We start from the raw sequence: 21998 nt of genomic DNA, 5'->3' as shown, positions 1-21998 counted from the left end.
CGCTCACCCAAGTCGATCGCCGCACTCGCCGGCCTTGCCCCCTTCGACAACAAGAGCGGCAAGCTCAACCGCAGGAGCCAGATCCAGGGTGGCCGATCGCGTGTGCGCCGTGCTCTCTACATGGCTGCGCTCGGCGCCATCCGAGCTTGTGAGCGCTTCAGGGCTTTCTATACCGCCATCGCAGCCCGCTCAGGCTCGAAGAAGCTGGCCATCATCGCCGTCGCAAGGAAGCTCCTTGTCGTCCTCAATGCCATCATTCGAGACAAAAAAGCTTTCGCATGAACACAGTTGCCATTCCGTTACATCAGCCGAAGAATGAGGCGATCCAGAAGAAGCGCTGGCGCTGACGTTGCTAGGTCTGCACCGTTGCGGCGCCGGCCGGTCACGGCATGGATTCTAGGGTCTACGCGCGTCGCGTCGCTCCTTGCTTCGCCCTAGAAGGACGAAGTCACAGGTGGCGTCGCACTCTAGGACATCAATAGACTCAATCCGCTAGAGCGCGTCCGAGCTCAGGCGGCCGGGGCGCGGCGCTCCAGCATGTCGATGCCTAGCAGGTTGCGCACATTCGGCCTTGCCGCCACCATATCGGCGACCGTGTAGCGGGCGAGGACGGCGAAGAAGGCGTTGAGTGCCTCGCGCAGCGCCGAATTCAGCGCGCAGCTGTCGACAAGCGGGCATTCGGCGGCGTCGTTCTCGAAGCACTCGGCCATGGCGAAGCTCTCTTCCGTCACGCGCACCACATCGAAGAGGCTGATGGATTCCGCGGCGCGGCCAAGCCGGACGCCGCCATTGCGGCCTCGCACCGTCTCGACCAGACCATGCTCGACCAGCGGTTGCAGGATCTTGAACAGGAACAGTTCCGACACCGAATAGGCAGCCGCGATTTCGGGGATGCGGCTCAGCCGGTCATTGTTGGCGGCACAATACATCAAGATGCGCATGGCATAATTGGTTTGGCGTGTAAGCCGCATTTTCGTCCTCATCAGGCGCCGGCGCGATGTAGCCACGCCGGCTTCCAGAACCTTGCTGGCGTGCTCCGATCCGGGATTTCGGATTCGCCGCACTGGCCTTGGCCCGAATATGGCCTATACCTTGGAACAATTCCAGACTAGCTCCGCATTATAGATGAATATCCTCGTCAACTTTATGTGCGCAACCGGGCAAGATACGGGGAGAGCCGTGTCGTCACGCGCATTTCGGCTGATGAAACCCTAGATAGACCCGAGATCGCCCCCGAGATCGACCAGGGATCTACCCGGTGGTCGACCTGAGATCGACGAGGAGCAGTTCATCCATGTCACAATCGGCTCCGTCCTTGGTGCCAGTCCGTTTCGATGCCGATGCGGCGGTCAAGCTCTCCGCGTTGCGCCGCACTAAATTCATCGCCACGGCCGCGCTGGCGCTTTGCGTGCTGGTGTTCGCTTTGGCCAAGTCGTTCGAGAACTCCTATCCATGGTTGGGGTTCGTTGCCGCCTTCGCCGAGGCGGCGACCATTGGCGGCCTGGCTGACTGGTACGCGGTGGTGGCGCTGTTCAGGCGGCCGCTCGGACTGCCGATCCCACATACCGCCATCATTCCGGAGAACCAGAGCCGCATCGCTGACAATCTCGGCCGCTTCATCGAAGCTAATTTCCTGGCGCCGGAGCCGGTGCGGGAAAAACTTGCCGAAGTCGATTTCGCGGCACTCGTGGCCGACTGGCTGGCCGACGCCGAACGTGCTGCCGGCCTGTCGCGTTTCGTCGTGCGACTGGTGCCGCAGACGCTGGCCGCGGTCGAGCAGTCCGGCCTGCGCGGCTTCGTCACCAGCCGCATGCTGGAGCAGATCGAAAAGGTGCCGCTGGCGCCGTTGGCGGCGGAACTCCTTTCGGCGCTCACCGACGACCGCCGGCACCAGAAACTGTTCGACGAGTTCATCAAGGTGATCGGAAGGTTCCTCAACGACGAACAGGCGCTGGCGACGATGCGCGAGAAGATTCGCGAGGAGCTGCCGTCGCTGTTCAACCTGTTCAGGGCCGATGCCTATCTCCTGAAGAAGATCGTCGCCTCGGCAGGTTCCCTGCTCGACGAGGTGCGGGCCGATCCCGACCATCCGATGCGCGCCGAGTTCGACCGTTTCGCGCAAGGCTTCGTCGAACGGCTGCGCACGTCCAAGCAATATGCAACGCGCGCCGAGAAGATGAAGCATGATTTCCTCGCCCGCCCCGAAGTCAGGACGCTGGCCGGCGACATGTGGGAGAGCCTCAGCCAGTTCATCGAGCAGGACGCCAAGGCGCCGAATTCGGTGATCCGCGCGCATCTCGCCAACATGTTCGTCGAGGTCGGCCGCCATCTTGCCGGCGATCCACAAATCCGGGCCGACATGAACCAGGGTTTCGTCGTGGCGCTGGCTTCGTTCGTGGAAAACCAGAAGAGCGGCGTGTCGAAATTCATCGCCGATCAGGTCAAGCGCTGGGACCTGGCGCAACTGACGCGGCTGATCGAGATGAACATCGGCAGGGACCTGCAATATATCAGGTTCAACGGCATGATCGTCGGCGGGCTGGCGGGTATCGTGCTTTACATGATCGAGCTGCTGCTCCCGGTCAATTGATGCGTGTCGATCGTGTCTTCGAAATGGACACGCGGCATCCGAGTGCTATGCTCCAGGCGAGGGCACCCGCGTCCGCGGCAAAGGGGAGAAGACATCATGGCAAAACAACCGGAATCCGATTCCTTCATGGACATGTTCGGCAGGTTCGGCCGCGACCTGAAGGTGCCCAGTGTCGATGTCGAGGCGATCCTTGCGCATCACCGCAAGAACCTCGAAGCGCTGGAGAAATCCGCGCGTGCCGGCGCTGCCGGAGCAACCTCACTGTTGTCGAGGCAACGCGAGATGCTGCAGGACACGCTGCGCGAGGTCGCCGATGTGGCGCAGAGTTATCGCGCGCCAGGCAATCCTGCGGAAATCATGGCCAAGCAGACGGAGTTCGCCAGGAAATCCTTCGAGGCCGCGCTCAAGAATGCCGGTGAAGTGGCTGAACTGGCGAGGAAATCCGGCACCGAATCGATCGAAATCCTGCGTGCGCGCATCAAGGAGGCGATGGAGGAAATCCGCGCCGGCTACGGGCAGAAATAGGCTTCCGCGGCCTGTCTCTTGCTTTTGAGCCGAGACGCCAGGTCGGGCATCGCGCATAGTTGCATTCGCGCCACGCGACAGGCGGCATGGCGTCATTCAGCCGGGATTCAGCGGAACGGATTCACGCAGGGCGAATTGACAGAGGTGGTCCGTTCGTGGTCCGGAGGCGTTGAACGCGATCGGGAAAGCAGGAATGACTGAAGTACGGCCTAAAACGCCGCCGACCTACGAGCAGTTGAGGACGATGTCCGGGCAGGAGCTCGGCGTCTCGGAATGGACCACGGTCGACCAGGACCGCATCAACCAGTTCGCCGAATGCACCGGTGATCATCAATGGATCCATGTCGACCCCGAACGGGCGCGACGTCAAAGCCCGTTCCGCACGACGATCGCGCATGGCTACCTGACATTGTCGATCATCGGCGCGCTGGCGCTCGGCATGGGTATCGTGCCGGAAAACACCCAGGCCGCCTTCAACTATGGCTTCGACAAGGTGCGCTTCCTCGCGCCGGTCAAGGTCGGCGCGCGCATCAGGCTGCGCACCGTCCTGCTTTCCATGGAGGACAAGGGGCCCGGCCAGTATCTGATGAAGGCCGCCAACACGGTCGAGATCGAAGGCGAGGAAAAGCCGGCGCTGATGGCGGAAACACTGGTCATGCTTTATGAGCGCCGCAAACGGGCAGGGGCCTGAGAGCCTGCTTGGAAATTCTACTCTGGCGGCCATCTGATGGCGTTTTCTGCGCTTCCGCGTTCTACTGCGTCGCAGTAGAACTGAGCTCACGGACCAAATGTCCGCTGCGCTACGGTTCTCGAAACCACCACCATATGACTCGCCAGAGCGAATTTCGAAACAATCTCTGCGCGGCGTCTAACGGACGTTACGCCTCCGTCGCAAGCAGATCGTGCCTCACGAAACACTAGGTTCTAAACGGCCAGCGACGCGGGCCGAGAGCAGCGCGAGGACCAGCGCGACCAGCGCCAGCGCCGTTGCTGTCTGAAAGGTGACCTGCATTCCACGGGCAGCTGCCTCGGAACTCAGAAGCTGCTGACCAACCCCTTGTTGCTCTTTGGCCGACGCGATCGCGAAGATGGCGCCCATCATCGACGCGCCGGTGATGAGGCCGAGATTGCGCGACAGGTTGAGTAGGCCCGATATGACGCCGCGTTCGCCGGCGCCGACACCGCTCATGACGGCGGCATTGTTGGACGTCTGAAACAAGGCGTAGCCGAAGCAGGTGACGGTGATGGGAACGACATAACTGGCAATACCGAGCTTTGTCATGGCGAGCGACAGCAGGAACGTGCCGGTGGCAAGACTGACCAGCCCGGCGACCATCATCCTGTTGGCTCCGAAGCGATCGGCAAGCCGTCCGGCCAGCAGCGCCGACAGTGCCGAGACAAGCGGGCCGGTGGACAGCACCACGCCTACCATGGCGGCGTCGAGTCCCAGCCCTCGCGACAGATAGAACGGTGCAACCACCAGCGTCGCCATCATTACCGTTGCGACGATCACGTTCATGGCCAGACTGATGCTGAGGCGCGGGTCACGGAAGCCGGCAAGCTGGATCAGCGGGCTCTTCGCATTCATCTGTGCGACCCCGAACAGAATGATGCCGGTAGAGGTCGCGGCCAGCAGGCCGATGTTGAGCGGACCGAAATTGCCCCGGCCAAGTGTCATGGCCAGCGCATAGGCGGCCAGCGTCAGGGCCAGCAGGATAGTGCCCATCGCATCGAATTTGCCTTGAGCGGCCTGCGCGCTCTTTTTGCTGGCAGGCAAGGCACGCCAGGCGAGGGCGAAGGTCAGAATGCCAAGCGGGACATTGACGAGAAAGATCGCCCGCCAGCTGAGACCGGCGATCAGCAGACCGCCGAGCGAGGGGCCGAGCGTCGTGCCGATCGCCGACATGGCGCCGAGCAGGCCCATGGCGCTGCCGGACCGCTCCTTGCTCACCGTCTCGGCGACAAAGGCCAGCGTGAGCGCCATCATCAGTGCCGCACCAAGCCCTTGCACGGCGCGCGCGGCGATCAGCAGCCAGAGCGTCGGCGCCAGGCCGCAGAGCACCGATGCCGCCGTGAACAGCGCGATGCCGCCGAGCAGCAGCGGCCGGCGGCCGAACATGTCGGCCAGCCGCCCGGCGCTGACGATCAGCGTGGTGATGGCCAGGAGATAGGCAAGGACCACCCATTGCACGGCCTGGAACGACGCCCCGAACGCCTGCATCAGTGATGGCAGCCCGACGCTGGCAATGCTGGTTCCGAGCGATGACAGCAGCGTGGCGAGCGACAGGCTTGCGAGTGCCCAGCCGACCGATTGGTCCTGTTGCGCTGATTTCAGCCGATTTTGCGCGGCGACTGGCATGGCGATCTCCTTTTGATTGGCTCCGAGACCGGAGCTGTCGGAGATCTAGCCTTTCGGTATATATGGCGGAAGGCGCAGCATTTGCATCATATTCGTGCGTTGAGCGCCACATCATGTATGATGGGCGGATGACATCGCCCGATCTCAACCTGCTTTTTGCTCTGGACGTGCTGCTGGCGGAAGGCAGCGTGGCCCGCGCGGCGCGTCGATTGCGGCTCAGTCCCTCGGCAATGAGCCGCACGCTGGCACGGCTGCGAGAGGCAACGGGCGATCCATTGCTGGTCCGCGCCGGGCGCGGCCTGGTGGCGACGCCGCGCGCGGAGGAATTGCGGCGGCAAGTCGGCCCTGTGGTCCAGGATGCGGAGGCTCTGCTGCGTCCTGCCGAATTGCTTGATCCGTCGAGCCTGAACAGGGTCTTCACATTGCGCACCAATGAGGGCTTCGTCGAGGAATTCGGGCCTCGCCTCGTCGCCCGGATCGGGGCCGATGCGCCCGATGTGCGGCTGCGTTTCGCGCCGAAGTCCGACAAGGATGCGATGTCGCTGCGCGACGCGGCGATCGACCTGGAAATCGGCGTTGCCGGCGAAACCGGACCCGAAGTGCGCATCCAGGCGCTGTTTCGCGATCGCTTCATCGGCGCGGTACGACCCGGCCATCCACTTACCGAGGGCACGGTGACGCCGGAACGCTACGCCGCGGGCCGACACATCAGCGTTTCCAGGCGCGGCCGCGAGAGAGGACCGATCGACGAGGCGCTGAGCGCGCTCGGGTTGCAGCGGACGGTCGTGTGCATGGTCTCGGGTTTTTCGGCGGCAGTTGCCATGGCGCGCGCCTCGGACCTGATCGCCAGCGTGCCCGAGCGGCATACGGGAGGTGCGCGCGCCGGCATGCACAGTTTTGCGTTGCCGGTCGACACCATGGACGTCACCATCTCGATGCTCTGGCATCCGCGTCTCGATGCCGATCCGGCACAACGCTGGTTGCGTGACTGCGTGCGCGAGATCTGCGCGAACCGCTGAGATCAGCGCGCCATCGCCGCCTCGAGAACCTTGAAAATCCGTGGGTCTTCGCACTGGGCGACGTTGAAGCGCAGGAAACGGCTGGCCCTCTGGGAGAGGCTGAACGCATTGCCGGGCGCCAGCACCACGTTGTCGGCCAAGGCGCGGCGTGCGACCTCGGCCGCGTCGACGCCATCCGGCAGGCCGCACCACAGGAACAGGCCGGCCGGCTGGTCGATCCAAGGCGTGATGCCGATCGCCTTCAGCCGCGTGCCGGTTTCGGCCATGGCGCGCGCGAGCCTGGCGCGCAGCAGATCCATGTGCTTGCGGTAGCTGCCGTCCTTCAGCAGCGTCAGCACCAGTTCGGCAGCCAGCCGTCCGCCGCCGAATGTGGTGGCGATCTTGAGATCGGTCAGGCCGTCGATCCAGTCGCGCGGCGCGGCGATAAACCCGCAGCGCACCGAGGCCGACAGCGTCTTGGAGAAGCTGCCGATTTGGACGACACGGCTGAGGCCATCGAAGGCCGCCAGGCGAGGGGCCGAGGCATGTTCGAAATCGGCGAAGATGTCGTCCTCGACGATGGTCAGGTCCGACTGGTCGGCGAGCTTGAGCAGCCGGTGCGCGGTGACCGGCGACAGGATCGCGCCGGTCGGATTGTGGATGGCGGAGTTGGTGATGTAGAGGCGCGGCCGGTGTTCGGCGAGCGCCTGCGCGAACAGCTCGATGTCAGGTCCCGACGGCGTGTAGGGAACGCTGACGACCTTGGCGCGGTGGGCGCGCAGCAGAGCGTGGAAATTGAAATAGCAGGGGTCGTCGACCAGCACCGTGTCGCCGGGCTCGATCAGGAACCGGCATAGAAGGTCGATGGCCTGCGTGCCCGATTCCGTCAGCATGATCTGTTCAGGCGAAACTTCGATGCCATGCCCGGCCATGCGCCGTGCCAGCAACTGCCGCAGCGGCGGCAGGCCGAGCGGCGTGCCGTAATCGGCAAGCGCCACATCGTCGGCGCGGGCAGCGATTCTGAGCGCGCGGCGCAGCCCGGCCTGCGGCATCCAGGAAGCCGGTAGCCAGCCGCAGCCCGGCTTCAGGTCCTCGTCGCCGGCGTCGAGCGACTGGCGCGAGACCCAGAGCGGGTCGACGGCACGGTCGAGGCGGGGGCCGATTTCGGCCAGCGACAGCGGCGCCAGCGAGCCGGCGGCATAGAAGCCGGAGCCCGGCCGGGAGCGGATCGTGCCTTCGGCGGCAAGTCGCTCATAGGCTTCGACGACGGTGGATTTGGATACCCGCATGGATTTGGCGAAGGCGCGGATCGACGGCAGCCGGGCTCCCGGCGTAAGACTGCGCGCGGCGATCCGTTGGCGGATGGTCGCCATGACAGTCTCGACCAGAGTGGTCGTGATGAGTACTGGCGCATCGTCCTTTTCCAAAGCGAAGTTCGTCATCTGTACTGCTCAATCGCCCATTACGGTTTCGTTGAATTGTACTCCATTGTCTCTGGTCGCGCCATGGCATCCGCCCGATAAAGGGCGAAAGACATGGAGCCTGGGATGGACAAGACCGCGAGCGGCTGGCTGAACGGATTCATCGGCGTGTTGATCTTCTCGGGCTCGCTGCCGGCGACGCGCGTGGCGGTCATGGATTTCGACCCGACCTTCGTGACATCGGCACGCGCCGCGATTGCCGGGCTGCTTGGCCTGGTGGTGCTGCTCCTGTTCCGGCAGAAACGTCCGGAACGTGGCGATCTCTTGTCGCTGGTGATCGTGGCGCTTGGCGTGGTGGTCGGCTTTCCCCTGCTGACCGCGTTGGCGCTCAAGCACGTCACGTCAGCCCACTCGATCATCTTCGTCGGGCTGCTGCCGCTGGCAACCGCGATCTTCGGCGTGCTGCGCGGCGGCGAGCGGCCAAGACCGGCGTTCTGGCTGTTTTCGTGCATCGGCAGCGCGCTCGTGGCGGGTTTTGCCCTGATGCAGGGCGTGACCGCTTCGCCGGTCGGCGATGGCCTGATGCTGGGTGCCATCGTCGTCTGCGGCCTGGGCTATGCCGAGGGCGCCGCGCTGTCGCGCAGGCTGGGCGGCTGGCAGGTGATCTGCTGGGCGCTGACGCTGTCGCTGCCGATCATGCTGGTGCTGACTGTCGCGACGCTGCCGCCGTCGTTTGCCGCGGTCGGCGCCCACGCCTGGGTTGGTCTTGCCTATGTCTCGCTGTTCTCGATGCTGATCGGTTTCGTCTTCTGGTATCGCGGCCTGGCGCAAGGCGGGATTGCCGCCGTCGGTCAGTTGCAACTGCTGCAGCCGTTCTTCGGCCTGGCGCTGGCCGCGACGCTGCTGCACGAACAGGTCAGCCCGATGATGGTGGTCGTCACGCTGGGCGTGGTGGCCTGCGTGTTCGGAGCGAAGAAGTTTGCGCGCTAGGCAGGAGCCGCGCTCTCACGCTCAGAACTTCGTCACCACCCCAATGCCAATCCCCTCAAACCCGCCCATCGCCATCAAGGCAGCCGGCGCCTCGTCGAGGCTGATCTTCTTGCCGACCAGCAATTCCGGCTTGAGCTTGCCGTTGTGGATCATGTCCATCATCGCCTGGTAGCGGTAGGCCTGCATGCCGTGGCTGCCGAGGATTTCGAGCTCGAAGGCGATGACCTTGTCCATCGGCACCTGCGGGCGGGCATGTTCGCCCAGCATGAGGCCGACCTGCACATGGCGGCCGCGCCGGCGCAGATTGGCGATCGAGTTGAACGAGGTAGTGGGATGGCCGAGCGCGTCCATCGACATATGCGCGCCGCCATTGGTGATCTGCTTGACCGCCTTGACCACATTCGGCGTGGTGGACGCGTTGATGGTCGCCACCGCGCCGATCTTTCTGGCGAATTCCAGCTTCTCTTCGGTGAGATCGATGGCGATGACATTGGCGCCCATCGAACTGGCGATCATGATCGCCGACAGGCCGACGCCGCCGCAGCCATGCACCGCCACCCATTCGCCCGGCGTCACCCGGCCCTGGTCGACGATGGCGCGAAACGAGGTGACGAAACGGCAGCCGAGACTGGCGGCGGTAGCGTATTCCATGTCTTCCGGCAGGCGCACCAGATTGGTGTCGGCATGCTCGATGCCGACATATTCGGCGAACGAGCCCCAGCCGGTGAAGCCCGGCTGCGTCTGGTGCTCGCACACCTGATGATTGCCCGACGTGCATTCGAAGCAGCGGCCGCAGCCGACGGCAAACGGTACCGTCACGCGGTCGCCGGCCTTCCAGCGGCTCACCTGCTTGCCGGCGGCGACGACGATGCCCGCTAACTCATGTCCCGGAACATGCGGCAGCGTGATGCCGTCATCATGGCCCATCCAGCCATGCCAGTCGCTGCGGCACAGGCCCGTCGCCTCGACCTTGATGACGACGCCATCGGCGGCCGGCTTGGGGTCGGGAACAGTCTGGATCGTCGGCGCTTCACCGAACTTCTCGAAGACGACGGCTTTCATCGATTACTCCACCCTCTACGCCAATGTAGCGAAACGATAGCCGATTCCCTGGCCGGTCAAGCGGAAATCGATTCCGCCAGACGGCAGCCCGCCGAACCAGCGGGGCGGTCAGCTGTTTTCCCGGTTGCGGAAATCGGCGAGCCTTGTGTCGCCGGGAACGAGCAGCCGCCCGTCCTCGGCATGCACCTCCAGGCGCCTGATCGGCCGGCCGCTCTCAGTGTCGACCATGAAGGTGTAAGGCTCGCCCGGCCCGGAGAAATAGGTCTCGCCCCACTGGCGCAAGGCAACCAGGACATAGAACAGGCCGCGCCCCTTTTGCGTCAGCACATATTCATGGTGTGCGCTGCCGTCGGGCGCGGGAACCGTTTCCAGTATGCCATGCGCGACCAGATTGCGCAGCCGAGCCGACAGGATGTTCTTGGCGACGCCAAGGCTCTTCTGGAACTCGCCGAAACGTCGCAAGCCATCGAATGCGTCGCGCACGATGAGCAGCGACCACCAGTCGCCGATCGCGTCCAGCGGCCGCGCGATGAAGCAATCCGCTTCGTGGTGGCTCGTCCGTTTCACCATGGCAATCGTTGGTCCAGATCAATCATTCTGGTTGCAACATAAAACTGTTCTGTCTATCCAGCAAGAGGTTTCAATTTGAAACCATTTTTGGAGGCGAACATGAATATGTGGGTGACCAACAGCGCGGCAACGGAGGCAGAGCGGTCGAATGAGCCGTCACAGGCCACAGCGCCGTCACCACCTGGACTGTCGGGACTGACCACGCTGGTCTTCGCCATCGCCTGTGGCCTGAGCGTCGCCAATGTCTATTTCGCCCATCCGCTGCTCGACGCGATGGCGCATGATTTCGCCATCGCACCGGCCTCGGTCGGCATCGTGGTGACGGTCACGCAGATCGGTTACGCGCTGGGCCTGTTCTTCATCGTACCGCTCGGCGATCTGTTCGACCGGCGCAAGCTGATCGCCGGGCAGGCGGTCCTCTCCACCGTGGCGCTGATCGCGGTCGGGATCGCGCCGAACGCCGCGATGCTGCTGGCCAGTCTCGCCATCGTCGGTCTGCTCGCCGCGGTGGTGCAGGTGCTGGTGGCTTACGCCGCCGATCTTGCCGTGCCGTCGCAACGCGGGCGGGCGGTTGGCACCGTCACCAGCGGCGTCATAACAGGCATTCTGCTTGCCCGCTTCGTCGCCGGCGTCGTCGCCGATTTCGCCGGCTGGCGCTGGGTCTATCTCGTCTCGGCGGCGCTGACGCTCGCCATGTCGGTGGTTCTCTATTTCATGCTGCCGCGCCACGAGGCGGAGCGGCCGCGCACATTCTATCCGCGCCTGCTCGGCTCAGTGTTGCTGCTGTTCGTGCAGGAGCCGTTGCTGCGCGTACGCGCCGTGCTCGCCATGCTGATCTTCGCCACCTTCAATGTGCTGTGGGCGCCGATGGTGCTGCCGCTGAGCGCGGCGCCATTTTCGCTTTCGCATACCGAAATCGGGCTGTTCGGCCTTGCCGGTGTCGCCGGCGCGCTGGGCGCGCGCTGGACGGGCGGTCTCGTCGACCGCGGGCGCGGCCAATTGGTCACCGGCCTCGCCCTGCTTCTGATGATCGCGGCCTGGCTGCCGATCGCCTTCATGGGCTCCTCGCTATGGCTGCTCGTCGCCGGCATCGTCATGCTGGATCTGGCGATCCAGGCCATTCATGTCACCAACCAGAGCCTGATTTTCGCCCGCCGTCCGGACGCGCGTAGCCGCCTGGTCGGCGGCTATATGATCTTCTATTCGCTCGGCAGCGCGCTCGGCTCGATCGCCTCGACCATGGCCTATGGCGTTTTCGGCTGGAGCGGCGTCTGTATGCTGGGCGCCGGTATTGGCATACTGGCGTTGCTGGTCTGGGCGTTGACGCTGCGCTTGGGTCAGTAGGTGCCTTACTCCGCGTCGATCTGGTTCTGCGGCGCGGCCTTCTGGAAGGCTGGCAGCGCCATGCAGGCGGCGTTGATGCGGGTGATCGTCGGGTAGGGCGCCAGGTCGACGCCGAAGCGGGCGTTGCTGGCGATCTGCGCCGCCAGGCAGATGTCGGCGAGGCCCGGTGCCTCGCCATGGCAGAATGTTCCGGTCTGAGGCGAGGACGCCAGAATCTTCTCCAACGGCTGAAAACCTTGGTTCACCCAGTGGCGGAACCAGTTTTTGATGTCCTGGTCGCCGGCGCCGAACAAGGTGCGCAGCGAGGTCAGCACGCGCAGATTGTTCACCGGGTGGATGTCGCAGGCGATCATCTGCGCCAGCATCCTCACACGCGCCCGGCCAAGTGCGTCCTTCGGCAGGAGGGGCGGCGCGGGCTGAGTCTCATCGAGGTATTCGATGATCGCCAGCGACTGCGTCAAAACCGTGCCGTCGTCGAGCACCAATGCCGGCACCAGTCCTTGCGGATTGACCGCGAGAAAGGCCGGTTCCAGGTGCTCGCCATGGCGCAAATGATGCGGCACATAGGTGTAGCTCAGTCCTTTCATCTCCAGCGCGATCCGCGCCCTGTAGGAGGTGGAGGAGCGATAGTAATTGTGCAGGACGATGTCGCTCATGCGGTCACTACGGCTGGCCGATGGTCACTTCGATCGTGCCGATGCCGTCGACGCCGCCTGATATCGTTTCGCCCGGCCTGACCGCGCCAACGCCGGCCGGTGTGCCGGTGAAGATCAGGTCGCCGGCCTGCAATTCGACGCCCTCGCTGCAGATCGAGACGATATCGGCAATTGGCCAGATCAGTTCGGCGAGATCGGCGTCCTGCCGGACCTTGCCGTCGACGGCGAGCCAGATGCGCCCCTTCGTCGGGTGTCCGGATTTCTGCGCCGGAACAAGCGGACCGCAAGGCGCGGAACGGTCGAACGCCTTCGACCAGTCCCACGGTCGCGCCGCCTTCTTGGCTGCATCCTGCAGGTCGCGGCGGGTCAGGTCGATGCCGACGCCATAGCCCCAGACATGATCCAGCGCCTTGTCGCGGGCAACGCGAACGCCGGCCGTCCCGATCGCGACCACGAGTTCGATCTCGAAATGCAGGTTTTCGGTCAGCGGCGGGTAGGGGATCTCCGTGCCGGAATCAACGACGGCATCGGCCGGCTTGGTGAAGAAGAAGGGGGGATCGCGTTCATCGTTGCCGAACTCGCGCGCGTGCGCCGCATAGTTGCGGCCGACGCAGAAAATGCGCCGCACGGCAAAACGCTCGGCCGACCCGCTAATGGCGACGGAAGGCGTTGGCGGCACGGGAAGGACGAAGGCGGTCATGGCGTCTCTGCACTGGATATCGGGATGATGGCGGCACCTTCGACCGATTTCGGGGGGCGGGCAAGGCATCGCTTGTCATAAAGCACGGCCTTGCCGGCGCTGTATAAGAAATTCAGGGTTCGCATTGCTTTTGCAGTGCTGCATCCTATCGACTGGCGATAGACTATTTGCCAATAATCCGGCCATGGTCGCGGGACTATGGTGTGGCCGGTAAACCGGGACGAGCCACATGACAGCAGCCAACGATAGCGCCCGGTTCCTGATCATCGACGATCATCCGCTGTTTCGCGAGGCGCTGCACAGCGCCGTGCAGATGGCCTATCCCGAAGTCGATACGGTCGAGGCGCGCTCGATCGCCGAGGCACTCGATCTGCTGGCCGACGCCAAGCCGTTCGACCTTGCGCTGCTCGACCTGTCGATGCCCGACGTGCACGGCTTCGACGGGCTGCTGCAACTGAGGACCCGTTATCCGCGCCTGCCGGTGGTGATCGTCTCTGGCCATGAGGAGCCGAGGATCATTTCCGAGGCGCTGTCCTACGGCGCCGCCGGCTTCATCCCGAAATCGGTGCGCAAGAGCGATCTGGCCGCCGCCATCCGCTCGGTGATGGACGGCGCTATCTATGTGCCGGAAACTTATGAAGGCCAGCCGGCGGACGCCGACAGCATCGACCGCGCCGACATGGTCCAACGCCTGTCCAAGCTGACGCCGCAGCAGCTGCGCGTATTGCAGATGCTTCGCCAAGGCCTGCTCAACAAGCAGATCGCCTACGAGTTGCAGGTCGGCGAGACGACGGTGAAGGCACATGTCTCGGAGATATTGCGCAAGCTCAACGTGTATAGCCGCACGCAGGCGGTGATCGAGGTGTCGAAGCTCGACAATGCGGAGCTGTTTCGCGATCAGGCAGGGTTTTGATCTCTTGGCCTTCTCATCATGAGGGGGCCATGGAGCTCAAGCCAGCAAGTGCGCCAACAGCGCTCTGAGCTGCGCCGGCTTCAGCGGTTTGCGCATAAGTTCGATGCCGCCAGCGCGGGCTGCCTTGGCGACAGCTTCGGAACTGTCGGCGGTGACGATCAGCGCAGGCACGGCGCGGCCGAGATAGTCGCGGACCTCCGATATGGTGGCGGTGCCGAGGTCGCCGCCGTCGAGATGCTGGTCGGCAATGACTATGTCGGGCACCCAGTCGGTGTCGCCGAGCAGGCCCAGCGCATCGGCGGTCGAGGTTGCGGACCGCACCAGGCACTGCCAGCGCTCGAGCAGGAAGGTCATCGCCTCCAGCACTTCGATGTCGTTCTCGACCAGCAGCACCCTGGTGCCGAACAGGCCGTAGCCGCGCGACCGCTCCAGGCTGGTGGCGCTGGCGATGGCGTCGGCGGGGGCACCTATGCCGACCGGGACGTCGATGTGGAAGATCGTGCCGCGCCCGACCTTCGACGAGAAGGTCACGGGATGTCCGAGCGCGCCGGCCATGCGGCGGACAATGGCAAGGCCGAGGCCAAGACCGCCGCCATCGAGTTCGGCATTGGCAGGCAAGGTGCCGCGATGGAACTCCTCGAACACCGCCTCGCGCTGGTCGTCGGGAATGCCGCAGCCCGTGTCGGCGACATCGATGCGGATGGTGTCGCCGCGATGCCTTGTGCCGACAAGAACGCCACCCGAGCGGGTATAGCCCAGCGCGTTGGAGAGGATGTTCTGCAAAATGCGGCGCAGCAGCGTCCGGTCGGAGCGGACCACGGCATTGACCGGTCGGAATTTCAGCGACAATCCTTTCATTTCCGCCACGGGCTGGAAATCCGAGCGCAGCGACGAGAACAGCGCCTCCAGGCTGACATCGCCGATGTCAGGCTGCACCACGCCGGCATCGAGCTTGGAGATGTCGAGCAAGGTGCGCAGCAGGTCCTCCATCGTTTCCAGCGAACGCTCGACCTGCCGCACCAGCTTCCTGCCTTCGTCGCTGGTCTGCACCTCGGCCAGTGCCGAGACGGAGAGGTGGGCCGCGTTCAACGGCTGCAGCACGTCATGGCTGGCGGCGGCGAGGAACCTTGTCTTGGAAAGGTTCGCCAGCTCGGCATTTTCCTTGGCCGCGCTGAGGTCGATGTTGGACTGTTCCAGTCGACGCAGCGTCGAATGCAGCTCCTCGGTGCGCGTGCGCACGCGGTTTTCAAGCGAGATCGCGGTCTGGAACAGCGAGAATGCATTGCCCTGCTGGTCCATGGACCGCTCGACGCGGCTGACCAAAGCGGCGTTGATCCTCTTCAGCTTTTCGAGGTCGTTTATGTCCTTGAGCGGCATCTTATTCCGCCGCCTGCCGTTCGCCGAAGGCGATGCCGGTGAAGGTCTGGTTCAAATGCATCGACCGGTACTGCTCGCCATAAGTGCCGAAACCGACGACGTTGTTGACCCGGTAGAGTTCCGAAATGTCGCGGAAGACCTGCCGGTTGCGCGCATCAAGCCGGCGCAGCACGCAGTCGAAGCCGAGGATCAGGTCAATGCCGCCCAGCCTCTCCTCGACCTCGCGCAGGGCGGCGCGCGTCGATTCCACCATGTCCTTGGGCTGGGCGATCGACAGCACGACACCGTCGTCGATGGCGCAGAAGAACGACAGTGAGCCATCGGCGTGCATCCTCTGGATCGAGCGGCAGTAATATTCACCGCCCACCTTCACGACCACCGGATGCGAGGCGAAGCTCAGCGGCGTCAGGGTCTGCGGGACGATGCCGACGGAGGCGGCATATTCCTCGGCCGCGTTGGTGGCGTTGAACTCGCGCACGATGCGGTGATCGGCATCGGACGCCGTCACCACCAGCTTTTCGTCGGTCGGAACGAAATTGTCGGTCTTGAAGACATGGAACGGAATTTCCGTCGATATCAGCACGATGATGGCGCTGTCCGAGGTGACCCTGCCATTCGAGATCAGGCGCGTCGTCTCGAATTTCAGATCGTCGCCGGCCGAGCCGCCGAGCAAGGGTATGTCGTCAAGACCCCAGTGAATGGCGGAGCTGACCGCTTCCTCGGCATAGGACAGCCCGTCGATGAAGCAGAGCGCGAAGGTGTTGCTGGTCTGCTCGCCGCCGCGCCGGCCGCGCAGTGTGCGCCGCAAGGCCTCGACCTCGCCGGTGATCCTGTCCATGCCCGACGAGGACAGATTGTCGACCATGGCGCTGACGGCGGTGAACGACGCCGAGGGCAGCAGCATGGCCAGCATATGGCCTTCCTCGAGCCCTTGCGGCGTAATCTCGCCCGCGGTGGAGCAGCCGGCATGGTGGAGCCCCGGCGCGTGGGCCGAGAGCGCCCGCGACAGGGCGCCGGCCTCGACGAGGCGCTGGGAAAAGAACAGCAAGGCAAAGCCGGCGTCGATCGCGGCAGCCTCCGAGGCCACCGCGCGCGCGAAAATATCCGGATCGGGCTCATCCGTGGTCAGCGCCGACAAGCCGCATGCGTAGCGCGTCCGTGAACTGGTCAGCGGCGTTCTCCCGCATTTCCTCCGACGCTGTCTTTATGCGCGTTGTTTTTTTCAAGCTTCTTGCGCGCGGGCGTCGAAGGATATTGTTGCTTCCAATCGGCGTTTTGGCAATGGGGCGAGGGGGAATGCACCTCCGGCCCGGGCCATGACCGAAAGTACAATGATCGGCCTTTTCCGTCGCGCTGTTTTTTGCGCGTTGTGCGGTGTACGAATAACGCATGGCCGAAGTGCCAGCGGCGCGTCGGCAGGTGATGACCAAGGTTGATACCCAGGGAGGGACCATGTCGGACGTTTCTTTGATGGTGAACGGGAGGCGAGTCAGCGGCGTTGCCGAGGATCGAACGCTTCTGGTCCATTTCCTGCGCGATAACCTCGGCCTTACAGGCACTCATGTCGGGTGCGATACCTCGCAATGCGGGGCCTGCGTGGTCCATGTCGACGGCAAGGCGGTCAAGTCCTGCACCATGCTTGCGGTCCAGGCGTCCGGCTCGAGCGTAGTGACGATCGAGGGTCTCGCCAACGGCGCCGATCTGCATCCAGTGCAGGCAGCCTTCAAGGAACATCACGGCCTGCAATGCGGGTTCTGCACGCCGGGCATGATCATGACCGCAACCGACATGATCAGCCGCCATCCCGAAGGCCTCGACGAGGCGACGGTGCGGGCCGAACTGGAAGGCAACATCTGCCGCTGCACCGGCTACCACAACATCGTCAAGGCGATCCTCGCCGCATCGAAGACGATGGCGAAGGCGTCGAAGGGCAAGGCGAAACAGGCTGCGTGAACGAGGCGGTAGGGCAGTAAGGCAGTAGGGCAGTAGGGAAAGAGAGCCATTTTTCCCCACTGCCGTACTGCTTTACTCACCTACTCCCCTACAATCTCGGGAGGAATTTCTTATGGGTATTGAAGGTGTTGGCGCTCGGGTCGCGCGCAAGGAAGACAAAAGGTTCATCACCGGCGCCGGCCGCTATGTCGACGACATGGTGGTTCCCGGCATGAAGCATGCGGCCTTCGTGCGCAGCCCGCACGCGCATGCGCAGATCAAGAAGATCGACGTCAAGAAGGCGCAAGCCATGCCGGGCGTCATCGGTGTCCTGACCGGCAAGGAGCTCAAGGCGGACGGCATCGGCAATCTCATCTGCGGCTGGATGATCCATTCCAAGGACGGTTCGCCGATGAAGATGGGTGCCTGGTCGCCGCTGGCCTTCGACAAGGTGCGCTATGTCGGCGACGCCGTAGTCATCGTCGTCGCCGAGACCAAGGGCCAGGCGCGCGACGCGGCCGAGGCGGTCGAGATCACCTACAAGGAGTTGAAGGCCGTCGTCGAGGCCACCAAGGCGCTCGAAAAGGGCGCGCCGCAGATCCATCCCGAGGCCGACAACAATCTGATCTTCGACTGGGAGATCGGCGATGCCAAGGCGACCGACGCCGCCATCAAGGCAGCGGCGCATGTCACTCGCATGAAGATCGTCAACAACCGGCTGGTGCCGAACGCCATGGAGCCGCGCGCCGCGCTTGGCCATTACGACAAGGCCGACGATCACTACACCTGCTGGACGACATCGCAGAATCCGCATGTCGCGCGATTGGTGATGAGCGCCTTCTATAATGTCGCGCCGGAAAACAAGCTGCGCGTCATCGCGCCTGACGTAGGCGGCGGTTTTGGGTCCAAGATCTACATCTATCCGGAAGAGATCGTCTGCCTGTGGGCCTCCAAGAAGACCGGCGTGCCGGTCAAATGGGTCGCCGACCGCACCGAGAGCTTCCTCACCGACGCGCATGGCCGCGATCATGTCTCGACCGTGGAAATGGCTTTCGACACGAACAACAGGATCACCGGTTTCAAGGTCGACACGATCGCCAATCTCGGCGCCTACATGTCGCTGTTCTCGTCCTGCGTGCCGACCTATCTCTACGCGACGCTTTTGTCGGGCCAGTACGACATTCCCACCATCCACGCCAATGTGCGGACAGTCTACACCAACACGGCACCCGTCGATGCCTATCGCGGGGCAGGGCGGCCGGAGGCGACCTACCTGCTTGAACGCACGATGGAAGCAGCGGCGCGGGAACTCGGCGTGTCGCCGGCTGAGTTGCGGCGCAAGAATTTCATCACCACGTTCCCGCACCAGACCCCGGTGATCATGAACTATGACGCCGGCGACTATGGCGCCTCTCTCGACGCCGCCATGAACGTGTCGGACTATGCCGGCTTTGCCAAGCGCAAGGCCGCGGCGGCAAAGCAGGGCAAGCTGCGCGGCATCGGCATGAGCTGCTACATCGAGGCCTGCGGCATCGCGCCGTCGGCGGCGGTCGGCTCGCTCGGCGCCGGCGTCGGCCTGTGGGAATCGGCCGAAGTGCGGGTCAATGCCGTCGGCACGATCGAGGTGCTGACGGGCTCGCATAGCCACGGCCAGGGCCACGAGACGACCTTCGCGCAACTGGTCAACCAGCGGTTTGGGGTGCCGATCGATTCGGTTTCGATCGTCCATGGCGACACCGACAAGGTGCAGATGGGCATGGGCACCTACGGTTCGCGCTCGGGCGCGGTCGGCATGTCGGCGATATCGAAGGCGCTCGACAAGGTCGAGGCCAAGGCCAAGAAGATCGCGGCTCACCTTCTCGAGGCCGACGAAGGCGACATCGTCATCGAGAACGGCGCCCTCAAGGTCGCCGGTACCGACAAGAACGTGCCGTGGTTCCAGGTGGCGCTGGCCGCCTATACCGCCCACAATCTGCCGGCAGGCATGGAGCCGGGCTTAAAGGAGACGGCCTTCTACGATCCGTCGAACTTCACATTCCCGGCGGGCTGCTACATCTGTGAGGTCGAGATCGATCCGGAGACCGGAACGACCGAGATCGTCCAGTTCGTGGCGGCCGACGATTTCGGCAACATCATCAATCCGATGATCGTCGAGGGCCAGGTGCATGGCGGCATCGCGCAAGGGATCGGTCAGGCGCTTCTGGAAGGCGCCCATTACGATGCAAGCGGCCAGCTGCTGACGGCGAGCTACATGGATTATACCATGCCGCGGGCTGGCGACCTGCCGTCGTTCAAGGTCTCTACCTCGAACACGCCGTGCCCGGGCAATCCGTTGGGGATCAAGGGCTGCGGCGAGGCCGGCGCCATCGGTTCGCCGCCGGCGGTCATCAACGCCATCACCGACGCCATCGGCATTGCCGATATCGCCATGCCGGCCTCGCCGTCCACCGTGTGGGCCGCGATCCGCGCCGCCAAGCATTGAGGGGGAACAGCCATGTACTCGGTCAATTATCACCGTGCCGCGTCGGTCGCGGATGCCGCGAAGCTCGTGAAAAACGGCGACGCCAAGCTGCTCTCCGGCGGCATGACACTCATCCCTGCCATGAAGACGCGGCTGGCCGCCCCGTCCGATCTCGTTGATTTGTCGCGCATCAAGGATCTGCAAGGCGTCAAGGTATCCGGCAAGACGGTCACCATCGGCGCCGCCACCACCCACTATGATGTCGCTAACGACCAGAAGCTGCAAAAAGCCTGTCCGGCGCTTGCCCATCTGGCGTCGCTGATCGGGGATCCGGCGGTGCGCCACAAGGGCACGATCGGCGGCTCGATCGCCAACAACGATCCGGCAGCGGATTATCCGGCCGCGCTGCTGGCGCTGGGCGCGACCATCGTCACCAACAAGCGTGAGATCACGGCCGACAAATTCTTCAAGGGACTGTTCGAAACGGCATTGAAGGATGGCGAGATCGTCACGGCAGTGTCCTTCACCGCGCCGGCAAAGGCTGCGTACGAAAAATTCCGCAACCCGGCCTCGCGCTACGCGATCGTCGGTGTGTTCGTGGTCAAGGGCAAGGATGGTGTCAGCGTTGCCGTGACCGGCGCCGGGGATGATGGCGTCTTCCGCTCGAAGGAGATCGAGGCGGCGCTGGCGAAGACGTTCGACGCTGCCTCGCTCAATGGCGTGAAAGTGCCGGCGAAGAACCTGATGAGCGACATCCACGCTTCATCAGACTACCGCGCCAGTCTGATCGCGGTCATGGCGAAGCGCGCGGTGGCAGCTGCCAACGCCTGAAACTGGCGAGATTCGGCGCTTCACGAGCCGCCGAGGATAAGGAAAGGGGCCGTCGCGGCCCCTTTTTCGTCCGTGGCCACCCGACGCCACCCAGTTCCCGATGAAATTGCCGCAGCGCGCCATAACGGCAATCTCGCACTTGCACAAATCTATATTGCACTGCAGTATGGATTGGGGCGGGCATGCGAGCCTGGTTCGGATGTGTATCGCCGATCCTTTCGCATAACCAATGCGAAAGGATCGGCATGTCCGAAATTTCCGCGACCGGTATGGTTCCGTCCCGAGCCGTCGCCGACAGACCAGCCAGGACACGACTGGCTTATCTCGATGGCTGGCGCGGCCTGTCGATCGCCCTGGTGCTGATCGGCCATTTTTTCCCCGTTCAGGGAATCAATCTCGGCGTGCTGGGCGTCGAGTTCTTCTTCGTCCTCTCCGGCCGGCTGATGGCCGAAATCCTGTTTATCGAACGCTATCCGCTGAAGAAGTTCTTCAAGCGCCGTTTCTCGCGCATTTACCCGGCACTTCTGGTTTTCGTCGTCATTGCCATGATGGCGCTCTCCGGCACGTTCATCGCCTTCAAGTGGAAGGCGGCACTGACAGCTCTGACTTTCACCTACAATTACGCCGGCATTCTCGTCACGCGCGCCGGGGCGCTAGATCATATCTGGTCGCTCTGCGTCGAGGAACATGCCTATGTGATCCTGGCGCTGATCAGCGCCACCGTCACCAGCCGCAACCGCGTCATTCCGCTGCTGCTGGCGCTGGCGTTGCTCGCCATGGCCAACGGGGCGGTGTCCTACTGGGTGTTCAAGCTGGACTATGAGGCCACTTACTGGCGCACCGACGTGCACATCGCCTCGATCCTGCTGTCGGTTTCGATCTGCCTGCTCAAGGCCGAGGGCCGGCTGCCGGCGGTGTTGAAGGGGCCCTATGTCGCCCTGGCAGCGGCTACTGGCGCGGTCCTCCTGTTCATGGATCCCGTACCGACGCCGATCCACTATCTCTTGGCGGTGCCGCTGTTGGCGCTGGCCGTCAACGCGCTCGATTTCAGCACACCGATTCTTTCCAATCTGCTGTCGTCCTGGCCGATGGCGACGTTGGGCCTGTGGTCATACTCGCTCTATCTGTGGCAGCAGCCGTTCTACAAATTCGTCTATGAGCAAGGCAGCAACCCGTGGCCGATGCTGGCTGCCGTCTTTGCCTGCGCGCTCTGCAGCTACTACCTCGTCGAGCGGCCGGCGCGCGAATGGCTCAACCGCAACTGGTAAA

The 21998-nt window shown here is 63.7% G+C and carries 21 protein-coding genes; 12 read left to right on the top strand and 9 right to left on the bottom strand.

Annotation, left to right across the window (positions count from 1 at the left end; genetic code table 11):
- Window positions 1-282 (top strand): transposase (locus tag A3AU_RS0107185; RefSeq protein WP_027052196.1); only part of this gene is annotated, 282 nt, incomplete at its 5' end.
- 227 nt (window positions 283-509) lie between these two features.
- Here the strand turns inward: A3AU_RS0107185 and rirA are convergent.
- The gene (gene rirA / locus A3AU_RS0107180; protein WP_027052195.1) at window positions 510-971 is read right to left on the bottom strand and encodes an iron-responsive transcriptional regulator RirA; all 462 of its coding nucleotides are present in this window, start codon (window positions 969-971) and stop codon (window positions 510-512) included.
- Between the two features lie 323 nt (window positions 972-1294).
- Between rirA and A3AU_RS0107175 the strand changes: the two genes are divergently transcribed.
- The 3 genes from A3AU_RS0107175 to A3AU_RS0107165 all read left to right on the top strand — a co-directional run bounded on the left by A3AU_RS0107175 (window position 1295) and on the right by A3AU_RS0107165 (window position 3806).
- Complete coding sequence (locus A3AU_RS0107175; protein WP_027052194.1) at window positions 1295-2590, top strand: DUF445 domain-containing protein; 1296 nt, start codon at window positions 1295-1297, stop codon at window positions 2588-2590.
- A gap of 96 nt (window positions 2591-2686) precedes the next feature.
- Window positions 2687-3115, top strand: a complete 429-nt coding sequence (locus A3AU_RS0107170) for a phasin family protein (RefSeq protein WP_027052193.1) — start codon at window positions 2687-2689, stop codon at window positions 3113-3115.
- A 193-nt stretch (window positions 3116-3308) separates the two neighbouring features.
- Entirely contained in the window at window positions 3309-3806 is a 498-nt protein-coding gene (locus tag A3AU_RS0107165; RefSeq protein WP_027052192.1) for a MaoC family dehydratase, read from the top strand.
- 216 nt (window positions 3807-4022) lie between these two features.
- On the opposite strand, the gene A3AU_RS0107160 is transcribed toward A3AU_RS0107165, so the two are convergent.
- On the bottom strand, window positions 4023-5474 hold the full coding sequence (locus tag A3AU_RS0107160; RefSeq protein ID WP_027052191.1) for an MFS transporter: 1452 nt from the start codon (window positions 5472-5474) through the stop codon (window positions 4023-4025).
- A 128-nt stretch (window positions 5475-5602) separates the two neighbouring features.
- Between A3AU_RS0107160 and A3AU_RS0107155 the strand changes: the two genes are divergently transcribed.
- Entirely contained in the window at window positions 5603-6493 is an 891-nt protein-coding gene (locus A3AU_RS0107155) for a LysR family transcriptional regulator (protein ID WP_027052190.1), read from the top strand.
- A 2-nt stretch (window positions 6494-6495) separates the two neighbouring features.
- On the opposite strand, the gene A3AU_RS0107150 is transcribed toward A3AU_RS0107155, so the two are convergent.
- Complete coding sequence (locus A3AU_RS0107150; protein ID WP_027052189.1) at window positions 6496-7914, bottom strand: aminotransferase-like domain-containing protein; 1419 nt, start codon at window positions 7912-7914, stop codon at window positions 6496-6498.
- A gap of 105 nt (window positions 7915-8019) precedes the next feature.
- On the opposite strand from A3AU_RS0107150, the gene A3AU_RS0107145 reads away from it, so the two are divergent.
- A complete protein-coding gene (locus A3AU_RS0107145; protein ID WP_027052188.1) occupies window positions 8020-8883 on the top strand; it encodes a DMT family transporter in 864 nt (287 codons plus the stop codon).
- A gap of 21 nt (window positions 8884-8904) precedes the next feature.
- Here the strand turns inward: A3AU_RS0107145 and A3AU_RS0107140 are convergent, their stop codons facing one another.
- On the bottom strand, window positions 8905-9945 hold the full coding sequence (locus A3AU_RS0107140) for a zinc-dependent alcohol dehydrogenase family protein (protein ID WP_027052187.1): 1041 nt from the start codon (window positions 9943-9945) through the stop codon (window positions 8905-8907).
- 108 nt (window positions 9946-10053) lie between these two features.
- The gene (locus A3AU_RS0107135) at window positions 10054-10515 is read right to left on the bottom strand and encodes a winged helix-turn-helix transcriptional regulator (RefSeq protein ID WP_027052186.1); all 462 of its coding nucleotides are present in this window, start codon (window positions 10513-10515) and stop codon (window positions 10054-10056) included.
- A 99-nt stretch (window positions 10516-10614) separates the two neighbouring features.
- Here A3AU_RS0107135 and A3AU_RS0107130 point away from each other — a divergent pair, with 99 nt between their 5' ends.
- Window positions 10615-11859, top strand: coding sequence for an MFS transporter (locus tag A3AU_RS0107130; RefSeq protein ID WP_027052185.1), 1245 nt, complete (start codon window positions 10615-10617; stop codon window positions 11857-11859).
- 5 nt (window positions 11860-11864) lie between these two features.
- Here A3AU_RS0107130 and maiA read toward each other — a convergent pair whose 3' ends face one another.
- Both maiA and A3AU_RS0107120 read right to left on the bottom strand, forming a co-directional pair.
- Window positions 11865-12515 (bottom strand): maleylacetoacetate isomerase, encoded by a 651-nt coding sequence (maiA, locus tag A3AU_RS0107125; protein WP_027052184.1) that lies wholly within the window; start codon window positions 12513-12515, stop codon window positions 11865-11867.
- Between the two features lie 7 nt (window positions 12516-12522).
- Window positions 12523-13215 (bottom strand): fumarylacetoacetate hydrolase family protein, encoded by a 693-nt coding sequence (locus tag A3AU_RS0107120; protein WP_027052183.1) that lies wholly within the window; start codon window positions 13213-13215, stop codon window positions 12523-12525.
- Between the two features lie 229 nt (window positions 13216-13444).
- On the opposite strand from A3AU_RS0107120, the gene A3AU_RS0107115 reads away from it, so the two are divergent.
- A complete protein-coding gene (locus A3AU_RS0107115) occupies window positions 13445-14128 on the top strand; it encodes a response regulator (protein WP_027052182.1) in 684 nt (227 codons plus the stop codon).
- A gap of 36 nt (window positions 14129-14164) precedes the next feature.
- Here A3AU_RS0107115 and A3AU_RS0107110 read toward each other — a convergent pair whose 3' ends face one another.
- Together A3AU_RS0107110 and A3AU_RS0107105 are read right to left on the bottom strand one after the other, a co-directional pair.
- Window positions 14165-15505: a hybrid sensor histidine kinase/response regulator gene (locus A3AU_RS0107110; protein WP_027052181.1), complete on the bottom strand. Its 1341-nt coding sequence runs from the start codon at window positions 15503-15505 to the stop codon at window positions 14165-14167.
- Between the two features lies 1 nt (window position 15506).
- Entirely contained in the window at window positions 15507-16643 is a 1137-nt protein-coding gene (locus tag A3AU_RS0107105; RefSeq protein ID WP_027052180.1) for an FIST signal transduction protein, read from the bottom strand.
- 314 nt (window positions 16644-16957) lie between these two features.
- Between A3AU_RS0107105 and A3AU_RS0107100 the strand changes: the two genes are divergently transcribed.
- From A3AU_RS0107100 to A3AU_RS0107085, 4 genes are all read left to right on the top strand, one after another.
- Entirely contained in the window at window positions 16958-17458 is a 501-nt protein-coding gene (locus A3AU_RS0107100; RefSeq protein ID WP_027052179.1) for a (2Fe-2S)-binding protein, read from the top strand.
- 112 nt (window positions 17459-17570) lie between these two features.
- A complete protein-coding gene (locus tag A3AU_RS0107095) occupies window positions 17571-19919 on the top strand; it encodes a xanthine dehydrogenase family protein molybdopterin-binding subunit (RefSeq protein ID WP_027052178.1) in 2349 nt (782 codons plus the stop codon).
- A gap of 12 nt (window positions 19920-19931) precedes the next feature.
- A complete protein-coding gene (locus A3AU_RS0107090; protein WP_027052177.1) occupies window positions 19932-20729 on the top strand; it encodes an FAD binding domain-containing protein in 798 nt (265 codons plus the stop codon).
- Window positions 20730-20974: 245 nt separating this feature from the next.
- The gene (locus tag A3AU_RS0107085) at window positions 20975-21997 is read left to right on the top strand and encodes an acyltransferase family protein (protein ID WP_027052176.1); all 1023 of its coding nucleotides are present in this window, start codon (window positions 20975-20977) and stop codon (window positions 21995-21997) included.
- Window position 21998: the final 1 nt, after the last annotated feature.

It is taken from the genome of Mesorhizobium erdmanii USDA 3471 (assembly GCF_000472705.1).
Lineage (GTDB): Bacteria > Pseudomonadota > Alphaproteobacteria > Rhizobiales > Rhizobiaceae > Mesorhizobium > Mesorhizobium erdmanii.
This window is presented reverse-complemented; position numbering and strand designations above follow the sequence as displayed.